We start from the raw sequence: 11995 nt of genomic DNA on the forward strand, positions 1-11995 counted from the left end.
CAATCCCTAAGCATGTTAATGATAGTGGCTATGTTATTCATACTTGGCTGCCAGCCAGTGAATAAGACAAATAATAAAGCAGGCGAAAGCTCTGCATGGCAAACGGCAAGCGGTGAACCGGTTAAAAAGGGAGTGCCCTTGGTGTTTCCTCAAGACCATGGTGCTCACCCAAATCAAGGTATTGAGTGGTGGTACTTAACCGCTAATTTAACCGCAACCAATGGCGAAACCTTTGGCGTTCAGTGGACGTTATTTCGAACCTTAATGCCTATGCATAAAACTGCTGAAAAGTTAACGGAACCTTCAATCAAAGATCATTCCACTCAAACACAACTCAACTGGTGGGATAACAATCTATATTTTGCTCACTTTGCTGTGCAGCACCAACAGCAGCACGTTGCCTTTGAACGCTTTGCACGGGCAGGGCAGGTAAGTGTGCGCCACACACCATTTATTGCCGAAATTGACAATTGGCGGTTGGCCAGTCAAGGCCGTTCATTTTTACCACTGACACTCAATGCCGCTCATGGTGATTATCAGCTCAATATCTCATTAAGTGATAGCCCGCGCGTATTGCATGGCGAACAGGGATATAGCCAAAAAACGGGCGCAGGACATGCGTCATATTATTACAGTTACCCATTTTTAGCGGTGAATGGTGAACTGACCTTTGCGGGTAAAAAATACCAAGTGTCGGGCAATGCTTGGTATGACCGAGAATGGTCTGCGAGCTTGTTAAGTCAAGAACAGCTCGGTTGGGACTGGTTTAGCTTAGTGCAAGATGAAGCCAGCCAAAATGCACATGAAATGATGAGCGCCAAGGTTCACAACAAAGAAAGTACTGACAGTGTAAAAGGATTAATGGTTTTTTGCATTCGAGGCGCAACACAAACTTATGATTATTGTAGCGGTAGTAAAATTAGTAAACACGGCAAGGTGAGCCAAATCAACCAAGGAGATGTTGATATTATCGTCGTCGATACCGTTACTATGGATGGCCGTAAATATCCTCGTAAGTGGCAAGTCAAAGTACCTGATTTGCCAGCCATATCAATAGAATCGGTCACGCGAGATTCACGCAATCAATTAACGTTTCCTTATTGGGAAGGACGAGTAAAGGCCAGTGGTGGCTTTAATGGGTTAGGTTATGCAGAGCTAACCGGCTATTAATTTGCTTCGTGTAACATGATAAAAACAAAATGATTTTATTGTTATTTTATTCAAATCGGGTGCTAAAATCTAAAGCATATACAACAGGATAATTAATAAAAGGAGGCTGTACTATGTACTTAGTACGCTTGATTTATGCGAGTCGCAAACCAAGAGATATTGTCGATGACAGTATTAATGATATTCTAGTCTCAGCTCGAAAACACAACAGTGCTAATAGTATTACGGGCTTATTGTGTTTCAACCGCAAATACTTTTTACAGTGCATAGAAGGCTCTCGTAAGAAAGTAAACGAAACCTACCAGCGAATATTAAAAGACGAGCGCCATGAAGACATTATCATGCTCGATTACTGTGAAATCATAAAGCGTGAATTTACTGACTGGAGTATGGGCTATATTCCCGATTCTTCATTAACTCACGATATCAATTTAAAATTCTCTGGTAGCTCTGAATTTGATCCATTCGAAATGTCAGGCGAAAGTGCGCATCAGATGATGTTGGAGTTAAAAGAACAAGTGCCTGTGGTTGATTAGTCAGTACGTTGAATGATAGTGCAATAAAGCTTAACAAAATGTAATCGGTCGATGGCTTTTATCGGCCTTTAGCAAAAGCCTATGCATATGTTGTTCACTACTTTATATATAAGCGTTTAATTTGAGTTGGCTGAGCTAAATAAAGTACCGCAGACAAATAACAGGTCAATATTGAAAGCGATGATTGAATAGCTGCCTTATATCAAATGACTGGTGAAGCAGGTGATTGTTAGCCCAGTTCTAACATGAAAAAATAACAGCCAAATACCATAAGAGTAAACAAATAAGAAAGCATGGCTATTCGTTCGGGAATCGCATGTAAAATTAGCTGAGGCATTATTTTTATTGATGTTAAAGAGGGAATAAAGAAATTCGAATACCGTTCAAATTTTACAACCATACTGTACGGTTTATTAACGAGTAACTTAACCCCACTCCAATAGGCAAGGATAAAAGTTGAAGCGCCTAATACTTCTATTGTTGCCATAAGTTCCATGCCAACCACTATTTCTGGCCCCGCTAGGAAAAGTGCAATGACTACGGCGATACCTTTCCAACCTGCGTTCACTATTTTATGCTTTAATTGGCTAAACATACTTACCTTCCTGCTTAATAGTCTAGTCAACTAGCTGTGCTTTTATTCCACCAGCGTTCGTCCTACCCATTCCCAATCGGGTGACTGAAAACTACTGAGATCGACAGGATAAATATCTAGGTTTACCGTGCCTATAATATGCGTTGAAATACTGGCAGGTGGATTTTTAACAAATATCAATACAGAGCTCTTTCCTTTGGTTTTAACGATGTGCTTGTATTCTTCATCAGTATTTAATGGATCAAATGTGATCGGAATAGTCAGGTATTGATAGCGATGAGGAGCCCTCCAGCCTTTAGTAATACGATAGATGTAATCAGGTTTAATGAATTGAAAGCTGTGCTTTATATCATCAGGAATATCGTTAAACGGAATAATTTCCGCAAGCATAATGGTTTCTGCCTCACTCTGTCGTGAGGCAATATATTCTTGTAGCGCTTGTTCATTCTCTTTCGCTAGCTCACCTTGAGTAAGTAAAGGTTGCGTGATTGGCTCGTAAAGTTCTAGGTTAAACTTAGCGATGTCGTAAGAATCGTAAATATTTGATAAAAAATCAGTTATTTCAATTTTCTCGCAATTAACTTTATTCAACTGCTCATACAGTGCCCCATTTAGTGCCTCGTTTTCTTCAATCCATACTTCTAGTTTCTCTAGGGTAATCTTAAGCTTGGCTTTAACTAAAATGCTCAATTCTTCTCTTGGCGCCAGTTCGGCGAACTCGAAATAATCACACTGTTTAGACACGGCATGCAAAAATTGTAGCCATTAGAGGCTTTCAACACCGGCTTTAACAGTACGTTGTTCTAAGTTGAGAAACTGCGCTGTTACTTGAAAAGAAAGGAGAAGTACAAGGACAGAGGCGACCACAAATCTCATTGTTACACCTCAATTGAGCTAGAAAGTTTGGAGTTGTTGAGTCGGGTTAACGGTAGAAATACCATTGTAAATCAAGTCCTTTTGACGCGAATTGCAAGTGCTAGCGTAATAGAATAGCCATGTTAATTCAATGGCTTATATGTACTTATAAACCTGTAGTTAGCACCTTATCTATTATTAAAATCAGCCACTGCGTTAAAAACCGTATTATTGCAACCTATGTCCAGTTACCAATATTCCATGTAACTGATACAGTTTAATACTGTTTTTGTTTGTAGCTTGGTTTAGCTAATATCCATCTCTTATTATTGCCAGCAAGCCGTTTTGTGCTTGCTGCGAGCACTGACATTCATCTGCAAAACACAGGTATTTATGAAACTGACGTCTTTTGACCCTAGCAACCAACAAGCTTTAGGTGAGGTAGAAGTTGCCACTAGTGAGCAAATTCACGAGTACATTCAAAGTGCAAAAGTCTATCAAAAGCAATGGCGACAATTGCCACTGGCTGAACGCGTTGAAATCGTATACAAGGCATTTATGTCGTTATCGCCGTATAGTGATGAGCTTGCAGTATTGCTGTCAAAAGAAATGGGTAAAGATATTGATCGCAGTACTAGCGAGGTACGCGGCGCTATTTTTGCGGGTAGTCATTATGCCAAAGAGGCAGGCGCGGCATTATCACCAAGAAATGATGGCAGTAATATAAGCTATCGAGCATTGGGTGTATGTGCAGTTATATCACCGTGGAATTATCCGTTGGCAATGGCTGTTAACTTAATAGTGCCTGCACTCATTGCTGGTAACACTGTGGTGTTCAAACCATCAGAGCAAACGCCATTAATTGCCGAGCAGTTCATCGCGCACCTAAATCATCACTTACCTAAAAATTTAATAACCATCGTTCATGGTGATGGCGCGGTGGGAGAAGTGCTAGCTGGGCATCAAGATATTGCTTTAGTTGCGTTTACAGGCTCGCAAGCGGTGGGCAAAAAGATTATGAAATCAGCTGCATCAAGTTTAAAACGCTTAGTAATGGAACTTGGTGGTAACGATCCAATGATCGTTTTAAAAGATGCTGATTTAGATGCCGCTGCACGTTTTGCCGTGGCTAGTAGCTTTGAAAATGCCGGGCAAATGTGTACATCAACCGAGCGCATTTATGTTGAAAAAGCCGTCGCTCAATGTTTTATAGACCGAGTTGTAACGATCGCCAGGTATTACCAAACAGGTGCCTGGGATGAACCAAACGCCCATATCGGCCCTATTGTGAGCAAAAAGCAACTGGCTAAAATTACAGAACATATGGAAGATGCGCGAGAAAAGGGCGCACATGTGCTACTGGGTGGTGATGTTAAGCAAGGCAACTTTTTTAACCCAACAGTGTTAACGAATTTGTCGCCAAACATGCTAATGGAACAAGAAGAAACGTTCGGGCCAGTTGTTGCTATTGCTGAGGTAGATTCCGTTGCTGAAGCCATTTATCGCGCGAACGACTCTGATTACGGCTTAGGAGCGGTAGTATTTGGTCGCGAACAAGTAGCAGAGGTTGCCAATCAATTAGAAGCCGGCATGATTGGTATTAACAAAGGTGCTGGTGGCGGTGGCGCTAGCCCTTGGGTAGGGGCTAAACAAAGTGGTTTTGGCTTTCACGGCGGCTTTGACGGTCATCGTCAATTCGCGCAAGTCACCGTCATTAGTTAGTGCCCCCAGCTATTAAATTAAAGCTAGTTAGAGAAAAGCTAGTTTGAGTAAAGGTTATCATTATATGTTAGGTAAAGGTTTTTATGTTGTTGAGCACGAGCAGGGAGCCGAGAACGATAATATTCAGCTTTGGGGCAATAAAGGGGAAAACCCTGCAGAGCTCAGCGCTAAAGCTTCAAATCAAGTAAATTTGGTGCCTGTACCTGAAGTGCCAGGTGCATTTCAATTGCTCAATGTATTATCGCATGAGGAATGTCATCGATTGATTGATATCGCTGAAACACTTGGCTTTAATCAAGATGCAGCGGTTTCACTTCCTAGGCATATTCGGCATAACGACAGTTTAACTTGGCTTACCGACAACACTACAGAGTCACTTATTTGGCAGCGTTGCCAAGCTGCAATGTCGGCTGGTATAGAAGTGATTGGTGGTATGGCGCCGCTTGGCATTAATCAACGCTTTCGTTTCTACAAATATGGCGAAGGTGATTTTTTCAAACCTCATACCGATGGTTCATGGCCAGGTAGTAAATTGATTGATGGTGTACACGTGCAAAACGCGTTCGACGATCGCTACAGCCAAATGACCTTTTTAATACTGCTTTCTGAAGACTTTGATGGTGGCGACACTCAATTTTGGATTAATGATGCAGAGCCTAGCAGACCTGCACAACGCGGTCAGCCAGCTAGGCAAGTGAATGTAAGAACCCCTGCTGGCAGTGTATTGTGTTTTCCCCACGGTATGCATCCATTGCACTGCGTGCACAGTTCAGAGCCAATCACGCGGGGAACGAAATACATTATTCGCACTGATTTACTGTTTCCACTCGATTAATAGCGTGGTGTATTCGTTTCGATAGCGCTGCGGTTTAACCAAAAATTTAGCCTAGCGCTCAACGTTACATTTTCTTATATGAAAACAGCAATGCCGATTATTTGCGGACTTCGAAAACTCGCGTTAGCTGTTGCTCTAGATCTGGCGTTTGGCAAAAGCCCAACGCCAGAGGGTAAGCCTGATTCTCTTCAACAAAAAACAAAGCAGGGAAGCCTTGAACCTGCAATTGCTGACTCATGGTAAGGTGCTGTTGTAACCTTTGTTCGATCTCTGGTGATAACAGCACTTGCAAAAATAACTGGCGCTCTAACCCTATCGCCGCAGCGCAATCTGCCAATGTATCGACTAACGCTGGATTTTTGGCTTGCTGGTAGTAGGCGGTTTGAATGGCTTTTACCATCAGAGGGGCATTGCCTTGCTGAATATGTTCAGCGCTAAGTACAGCGCGACAAGCAGGGTAAGTTGAGCGATAGGGCGTATTAAGCTGCCAAAAGTCGTGATTAAATTTTGCCTGTGATCTTGCTTCGATTTGGTGCCAATATTGAGCAATGGTTTGTTGAAGCTCAGCGGGCATTGGCATTGTGCTATCGGGAGCTAACCCACCCATGATCCACTCAACCTCTGCCTCTGGATGATTCGCCAGAAACGAGGTTAATTCAGGAGCAAATCCGTAACACCAACCACACATAGGGTCCATTACGTAGACTAGTCGCACAACTACCTCTTTTTATATCGGGTTATTTTATAGTACATATTGTTTTAAACATTTACTTTTTAATACATGCACAATTGCAAGCTAGCAACAATGCTTTACCATATATTCTATGGGGTCAAGCGCGTTGATGAGTTTACTATAAGTGGAACAGCATGATTTGCTTTGATGACTTCTGCTCCCTGTTGACTTCGAACAAAACGTAGAAAACTTTTTACTCTTTCTTTTGGTTTATCCGATGTTATTAAATACAAATTGCGAGTTAGCCCGTATGTGTTGTTAAGCACATTATCCGTTGTCGGTAAAATACCATTAATGCCGATCGGTGCTATTTTGTTATCGCTTTGTGACACTCTCACGAGTGTTGTCATCCCTATCGCGCCACGTTCATTTGCAATCGCTCGCGCCATTTGCCCAGATTTTTTCTTAATTTGAACATTTTTCGCAAGTGTTAACTGAGCAAAGCAGGACACTTTGGCCAAGAATACCTCAGAATCTACTTCATCCGCGGGCCTAATAAACGGTGCTATTGCAATGTCTGCGCCTCCAAGTTGTTGCCAATTCGTAATCGCGCCACTGTATGTCGCACATAACTGTTGCTCAGAAATCGAATCAACCTTTACGGTGTGATTCACTCCCATTACAACCGCAACTTTAGCAAAGGGATGCACGCGCAAATTTAGTTGAGCTAGTTGGCTCACGTCAAAACCATGGCTAGCCATTGCGATATCAATTTTATTGTTTTTCAACGCCGCTATACGTTTTTTAGGGCTTAAGCCTTGACCTATTTGAATATTAGGTGAGCTAGCACTTTCTAAATAGTGTTGAGCCAATACTTCAATAAGCGGCTTAACGCCGGTTGAACCATCAATCACTAAAGCTGCATTATTTTTTGAGTGGGCTGCAAAATTGACAACAGCAAGAAAAAATAGACTTAGCGCTAACTTATACAATTGGAAATCTCTTGGTGTAATTGGCATTTATCGTAATTAGACTGCCTATTTTAAAAACGAAAAAGTCAATCGCTTGATGTATCGAGGCATAATGGCCTCCTCATTGAGATAAGAAGGTGTCCACTAAAACGGGGGAGCTAAATTGTCCGTTTCAACGCCTTGTTACTCACTACCACTATAGTTGCAACATGCTACAATGAACCCAAATAATTAGGAGGAAATTATGGCAACAGCAAGCATTAGATTAGACCAAGACTTAGTTGAAAAAGCTAGCATTATGGCTAAAGCCTTGAACCGTACGACCCCCAAACAAATAGAGCATTGGGCTAAAATCGGTGAAATGATGGAAGACAACCCTGATTTGCCCTATGAGTTTGTACGGCAAGCAATTATTGCCAAGGCCGAAAAAGAAGCTGGAAAGCTAGAGGCTTACGAGTTTGGCTAAAATTACTCAAGTTTTACAAACCGCTAGCTTTAAGAAAGCAGCTAAGAAATTACACAAAAATCAAAAAGCAGATCTTGATAACGCTATACGTGAATTGATGATAAACCCTGAACTAGGAGAGCAAAAGAAAGGTGATTTATCATTTATGTGTACTAGTTCAGACTTGATCTGACAGTTACCCGTTTTTCAATCGGTGACTGTCAGTTTAGATTTGAGCTAAATTCTTCTCAGCCCAAATCGATTTTCCATCAAGTAATGTTTCAAGTGGCGTTCTGCCACAGCACATTTTGCCCTGATGAGTTCGATCATTATTGTAATAAACCATCCATTCGTCCAGATCCTTTTGTAATTCCTCTAACGAGCCATAGAGCCTCTTACGGAACGTAACCTGATAAAACTCCTGCAATATTGTTTTGTGGAAACGTTCACAGATACCATTTGTCTGCGGTGACATCGCTTTCGTTTTTGTATGATCGATATCATTTATTGCTAGATAAAGCTGGTAATCATGATGTTCAACCTTGCCACAATACTCAGTGCCTCGGTCTGTGAGAATGCGTAACATTGGTAGCTCGTGCTGCTCGAAGTAAGGCAAAACCTTGTCGTTGAGTATGTCAGCAGCAGTGATTGGCGTTTTCGTTGTGTAGAGCTTGGCAAATGCAACCTTGCTGTAAGTATCAACGAACGTCTGCTGGTAGATACGGCCAACACCTTTTAGATTACCCACATAAAACGTGTCCTGTGAGCCTAGGTAGCCCGGATGAGCCGTTTCTATCTCGCCACAAGCTTCATCATCGTTCTTTTTCTTCTCAAGTGCAGCAACTTGAGCATCGGTGAGAATGATGCCGTCGTTAGCGACTTTCTCTTCAAGCGCTTTCAGCCGTTTTTTGAAGTTTTCTAAGTCATGGCGCAACCAGATTGAACGCACGCCACTGGCAGATACAAATACGCCTTGCTTACGAAGTTCATTGCTGGTTCTGACTTGGCCGTGCGCGGGGTATTCAATGGCATAATCCATTACTGCTTTTTCGGTTTTTTCATCAACACGATTTTTTATATTTGGTTTTCGGCGGGACTTATCAATAAGCGCATCAATGCCGCCATCTTCAGCCAGCTCTTGATAACGATAAAATGTATCTCGTGATACGCCCATCACTTTGCAAGCTCTGGATACATTACCAAGTTCTTCAGCTAGGTTGAGCAAACCTGCTTTGTGTTTAATGATTGGATTGTTAGTATGAAGCATGAGAGTTACCTCTTTGTTTGTTTTGATTAAAGATTCAGCACCTTTATCAAAACGGGTAACTCTCTACTTTTCAAGAAGATGTGTCAGATCTTGTCTGAACTAATTCAATTTATGCGCGTATATAAGTTCAAGATGGTAAAGCAATTAACTTTGCTAGGGTACAGCTACGAAGATGGTGCCGTTGTACTTGAACTTCTCACCTTTGGCTCCAACGAAAATTTCTATCGGGATGCAAAGAGACTATTTTGAGTTATAACGCTTTAGTTAAACGGCTTGTAATGGTTGGCTTGTGTTTTTGCGTCTTTTGCAAAAACCGAGACAAGCGTTACAAGTCCGATTGAACTACTTGTATGCTTTACCAAAATCTCCACCAAGGCTTACCGTTGGAATTACTAGAAAATTCCTGATACCTTCTCTCGACCATGGCTGAGAAATGACTGAAATCATGCTCACTCTCGCCTTTAACATACATGAGAGCACCAAATGAATCTGCGTAATCCGGTAAGTAGAGCGCACCTTCCTTTCCATAGTATTCTTTAAGGAATTCATTGCCTTGATCGTTGAAATCTTCATCCGTTAACTTACTGTCGCACCAGCGCATAAAAAAATCTGTTGCGCTTATCTCATTGGCAATAACTTTTTGTAGATCACTATTACTTGATTCATCTTCAGTGTGAATTTCACCAGCCCATCCCTTTTGGAAGCACCACTTCATTATTAAAGCTATGTGAGTAGCTCCATATTCCTCTGGCGACCCCTCAGGAAATTCACCTCCATAGTGCCAGCTTGCATCGTCGTACTTCATAACTCTCCTTGCATATAACGCTGCGTTAAGCGGCAAATAACTGTTGGCTATAATGTTAAGCGAAGCGAAACCGAGACAACAGTTATTTGTCCGTTTGAACGCCTTGTTATAGGCCCAATACTTGAACTATACTACAGAAATACCATTTTTAGGTATATTTTGGTATCAGGAGCAAGTTTATGGCTAAAAACACTAGTATCACACTCGGCGATCATTTTGATGGCTTTATCGCAAACCAAATTCAAAGTGGCCGCTACGGCTCTGCAAGTGAAGTTATCCGCTCTGCATTGCGCTTGCTAGAAACACAGGAAACCAAATTAAACACTTTACGTCAACTACTAGCTGAAGGTGAAGAAAGTGGTATGGTTGACTATAACATGGATGATTTTATTGCAGAGTTAGATAATGAGAAGTAAACGTGAAGCCATTTCAACTTACTGCAAAAGCTAAGTCTGATTTAAAGGACATCGCTCTTTTCACACAGCGACGTTGGGGACGAGAGCAACGAAATATTTATATTAAACAATTTGATGAATCTTTCTGGCTTTTGGCAGAAAACCCTGATGTTGGTAAAAGTTGTGATGAAATTCGTTTAGGTTACCGAAAATTCCCACAAGGTAGCCATGTTATCTTTTATAAGCAGGTTGATAGTCAACACATTCAAATCATAAGGATTTTGCACAAAAGCATGGATGTGACTCCTATCTTTAGCACATAACGAATGATATGGACTCCCCGCTCGGCATCTTTCTCTAGCGAGTGTGCCATAGTGAAGTTGATTATTTGCTTCAATTGAGGAGAGTCCATATGTCACTAATTAAAGCAATTGGCATCGATTTAGCCAAATCTGTTTTCAGTATCCACGGTGTCGATAGTCATGACAAGTGTCAATTACGAAAAACCGTTAAGCGAAACAAACTGTTAGCTGAAATTGCTAAGTTGCCAGCGTGTATCATTGGTATGGAAGCTTGCTCTGGTGCACATTACTGGGCAAGAGAGTTTGCTAAGCTTGGCCATGAAGTACGCATCATGGCTTCAAAGTTCGTCATTCCATATCGCCAAAATGAAAAGAACGATGCCAACGACGCTGAAGCCATTTGTGAAGCGGTGACCCGCCCCAAAACGCGTTTTGTCACCATCAAAAGTGAAGAGCAACAAGCTGTATTGTGCTTACACCGTATTCGCCAAGGGGCTATCAAGGATAGAACGGCACTGATTAATCGCCTACGAGGTTTGCTCGCTGAGTTTGGCATTGTCATGCCCAAAGGGCGGTATCCAGCACAACATGCCATCACAGGTATTTTAGCAGATGCTGACAATGGTCTACCGCTGCTCGCTAGAGAGCTACTAAGTGACTTATGGCAAGACATTAAAGCATTAAACCAGCAAATTCTTAAACATGACCGAAAGCTCTACCAACTCGCGAACCAAATGAACGCGGCAAAACGCTTGATGAGTATACCTGGCGTTGGAGAAATCACGGCAACGGCGGTTGTTGCGACGGTGAGTGACGCAAAAGATTTTGATACCAGTCGCGCCTTTAGTGCGTGGATAGGGCTAGTCCCTAGGCAATATACGACAGGTGGGCAAGTGAAGCTTGGCCGAATATCTAAACGTGGCGAAAAACACATTCGCACCTCACTCATTCACGGTGCGCGAGCTGTAATAGCCAACTGCAAACATAAAACAGACAGAACGAGCTTATGGGTGAAAGAGCTGATTGAGCGACGAGGGTTTAAACGAGCAACCGTCGCGCTTGCGGCCAAGAATGCACGGTTGATATGGGCATTGCTGCGAAGTAAAAACGAATACCAAATAGATTATGTAAAATAGAAAAGATTGACGTTGTAAAGGTAACCCTAACGGTTAACCCCACCGCGTCTTAGCATGAGCGATTGACGATAACACGGTCAGACCGAGAGCATGAAAGCCTGTTTAGCCGGGAAGCGCATTTCTTGAAAGAGAAGACGCTGTCTAACGAATGAGGCCATGCTCAAGCGCAAATCATCAGGGCGATAGCACAAGCTGTTACGGCAGTATGCTAATAAACGCCGAATGTAGAGCTGCTGTCAGACTTTCTTGTTTTCAGAGACTGCTTGTGCTTGACAAAGGGGAGTCCAT

16 protein-coding genes are annotated in these 11995 nt (G+C 42.1%); 10 read left to right on the forward strand and 6 right to left on the reverse strand.

Features of this window, described 5'->3' with window-relative positions; translation table 11 throughout:
* Positions 1-12 precede the first annotated feature (12 nt).
* Both DXX94_RS00550 and DXX94_RS00555 read left to right on the forward strand, forming a co-directional pair.
* Positions 13-1170, forward strand: a complete 1158-nt coding sequence (locus DXX94_RS00550) for a lipocalin-like domain-containing protein (RefSeq protein WP_258872219.1) — start codon at positions 13-15, stop codon at positions 1168-1170.
* A gap of 113 nt (positions 1171-1283) precedes the next feature.
* Positions 1284-1706 carry a BLUF domain-containing protein gene (locus tag DXX94_RS00555; RefSeq protein ID WP_116013178.1) on the forward strand — a complete coding sequence of 141 codons (423 nt, stop codon included), beginning with the start codon at positions 1284-1286 and terminating at the stop codon, positions 1704-1706.
* 229 nt (positions 1707-1935) lie between these two features.
* Here the strand turns inward: DXX94_RS00555 and DXX94_RS00560 are convergent, their stop codons facing one another.
* Both DXX94_RS00560 and DXX94_RS00565 read right to left on the reverse strand, forming a co-directional pair.
* Entirely contained in the window at positions 1936-2301 is a 366-nt protein-coding gene (locus DXX94_RS00560; protein WP_116013179.1) for a hypothetical protein, read from the reverse strand.
* Between the two features lie 42 nt (positions 2302-2343).
* Positions 2344-2991 carry a hypothetical protein gene (locus DXX94_RS00565; protein WP_147302226.1) on the reverse strand — a complete coding sequence of 216 codons (648 nt, stop codon included), beginning with the start codon at positions 2989-2991 and terminating at the stop codon, positions 2344-2346.
* A gap of 558 nt (positions 2992-3549) precedes the next feature.
* Here DXX94_RS00565 and DXX94_RS00570 point away from each other — a divergent pair.
* A complete protein-coding gene (locus tag DXX94_RS00570; protein ID WP_116013183.1) occupies positions 3550-4878 on the forward strand; it encodes an aldehyde dehydrogenase family protein in 1329 nt (442 codons plus the stop codon).
* A 64-nt stretch (positions 4879-4942) separates the two neighbouring features.
* Entirely contained in the window at positions 4943-5713 is a 771-nt protein-coding gene (locus tag DXX94_RS00575) for a 2OG-Fe(II) oxygenase (protein ID WP_116013184.1), read from the forward strand.
* A gap of 97 nt (positions 5714-5810) precedes the next feature.
* Here DXX94_RS00575 and DXX94_RS00580 read toward each other — a convergent pair whose 3' ends face one another.
* Together DXX94_RS00580 and DXX94_RS00585 are read right to left on the reverse strand one after the other, a co-directional pair.
* Positions 5811-6428 carry a DsbA family protein gene (locus DXX94_RS00580; protein ID WP_116013186.1) on the reverse strand — a complete coding sequence of 206 codons (618 nt, stop codon included), beginning with the start codon at positions 6426-6428 and terminating at the stop codon, positions 5811-5813.
* 107 nt (positions 6429-6535) lie between these two features.
* On the reverse strand, positions 6536-7378 hold the full coding sequence (locus tag DXX94_RS00585; protein WP_181901447.1) for a substrate-binding domain-containing protein: 843 nt from the start codon (positions 7376-7378) through the stop codon (positions 6536-6538).
* Positions 7379-7601: 223 nt separating this feature from the next.
* Here DXX94_RS00585 and DXX94_RS00590 point away from each other — a divergent pair, with 223 nt between their 5' ends.
* Together DXX94_RS00590 and DXX94_RS00595 are read left to right on the forward strand one after the other, a co-directional pair.
* Positions 7602-7823, forward strand: coding sequence for a TA system antitoxin ParD family protein (locus DXX94_RS00590; RefSeq protein ID WP_116013189.1), 222 nt, complete (start codon positions 7602-7604; stop codon positions 7821-7823).
* Positions 7816-7995, forward strand: coding sequence for a type II toxin-antitoxin system RelE/ParE family toxin (locus DXX94_RS00595; protein WP_116013190.1), 180 nt, complete (start codon positions 7816-7818; stop codon positions 7993-7995). Before DXX94_RS00590 ends, DXX94_RS00595 begins: the two co-directional genes overlap by 8 nt.
* Before the next feature lie 33 nt (positions 7996-8028).
* Here DXX94_RS00595 and DXX94_RS00600 read toward each other — a convergent pair whose 3' ends face one another.
* Positions 8029-9069, reverse strand: coding sequence for an IS481 family transposase (locus DXX94_RS00600; protein WP_116013192.1), 1041 nt, complete (start codon positions 9067-9069; stop codon positions 8029-8031).
* A 111-nt stretch (positions 9070-9180) separates the two neighbouring features.
* Here DXX94_RS00600 and DXX94_RS00605 point away from each other — a divergent pair, with 111 nt between their 5' ends.
* Complete coding sequence (locus tag DXX94_RS00605) at positions 9181-9318, forward strand: type II toxin-antitoxin system RelE/ParE family toxin (RefSeq protein WP_258872220.1); 138 nt, start codon at positions 9181-9183, stop codon at positions 9316-9318.
* A 106-nt stretch (positions 9319-9424) separates the two neighbouring features.
* Here the strand turns inward: DXX94_RS00605 and DXX94_RS00610 are convergent, their stop codons facing one another.
* Positions 9425-9874: a DUF7832 domain-containing protein gene (locus tag DXX94_RS00610; RefSeq protein WP_116013195.1), complete on the reverse strand. Its 450-nt coding sequence runs from the start codon at positions 9872-9874 to the stop codon at positions 9425-9427.
* A gap of 179 nt (positions 9875-10053) precedes the next feature.
* Between DXX94_RS00610 and DXX94_RS00615 the strand changes: the two genes are divergently transcribed.
* From DXX94_RS00615 to DXX94_RS00625, 3 genes are all read left to right on the forward strand, one after another.
* Positions 10054-10290 (forward strand): type II toxin-antitoxin system ParD family antitoxin, encoded by a 237-nt coding sequence (locus DXX94_RS00615; protein ID WP_116013197.1) that lies wholly within the window; start codon positions 10054-10056, stop codon positions 10288-10290.
* 2 nt (positions 10291-10292) lie between these two features.
* Positions 10293-10592 carry a type II toxin-antitoxin system RelE/ParE family toxin gene (locus DXX94_RS00620; RefSeq protein ID WP_116013198.1) on the forward strand — a complete coding sequence of 100 codons (300 nt, stop codon included), beginning with the start codon at positions 10293-10295 and terminating at the stop codon, positions 10590-10592.
* Between the two features lie 89 nt (positions 10593-10681).
* On the forward strand, positions 10682-11707 hold the full coding sequence (locus DXX94_RS00625) for an IS110 family transposase (RefSeq protein WP_116013199.1): 1026 nt from the start codon (positions 10682-10684) through the stop codon (positions 11705-11707).
* The last annotated feature ends 288 nt before the right edge of the window (positions 11708-11995 follow it).

Origin of the sequence: Thalassotalea euphylliae, from assembly GCF_003390375.1 — a bacterium.
GTDB classification, from domain to species: Bacteria; Pseudomonadota; Gammaproteobacteria; order Enterobacterales; family Alteromonadaceae; genus Thalassotalea_F; species Thalassotalea_F euphylliae_A.

Bases quoted from the DNA above. Each gene is read 5' to 3' on its own strand.
- DXX94_RS00550 (WP_258872219.1), top strand. From the start codon at position 13: ATGTTAATGATAGTGGCTATGTTATTCATACTTGGCTGCCAGCCAGTG.
- DXX94_RS00555 (WP_116013178.1), top strand. From the start codon at position 1,284: ATGTACTTAGTACGCTTGATTTATGCGAGTCGCAAACCAAGAGATATT.
- DXX94_RS00560 (WP_116013179.1), bottom strand. From the start codon at position 2,301: ATGTTTAGCCAATTAAAGCATAAAATAGTGAACGCAGGTTGGAAAGGT.
- DXX94_RS00570 (WP_116013183.1), top strand. From the start codon at position 3,550: ATGAAACTGACGTCTTTTGACCCTAGCAACCAACAAGCTTTAGGTGAG.
- DXX94_RS00575 (WP_116013184.1), top strand. From the start codon at position 4,943: ATGTTAGGTAAAGGTTTTTATGTTGTTGAGCACGAGCAGGGAGCCGAG.
- DXX94_RS00590 (WP_116013189.1), top strand. From the start codon at position 7,602: ATGGCAACAGCAAGCATTAGATTAGACCAAGACTTAGTTGAAAAAGCT.
- DXX94_RS00600 (WP_116013192.1), bottom strand. From the start codon at position 9,069: ATGCTTCATACTAACAATCCAATCATTAAACACAAAGCAGGTTTGCTC.
- DXX94_RS00605 (WP_258872220.1), top strand. From the start codon at position 9,181: ATGCGCGTATATAAGTTCAAGATGGTAAAGCAATTAACTTTGCTAGGG.
- DXX94_RS00610 (WP_116013195.1), bottom strand. From the start codon at position 9,874: ATGAAGTACGACGATGCAAGCTGGCACTATGGAGGTGAATTTCCTGAG.
- DXX94_RS00615 (WP_116013197.1), top strand. From the start codon at position 10,054: ATGGCTAAAAACACTAGTATCACACTCGGCGATCATTTTGATGGCTTT.
- DXX94_RS00625 (WP_116013199.1), top strand. From the start codon at position 10,682: ATGTCACTAATTAAAGCAATTGGCATCGATTTAGCCAAATCTGTTTTC.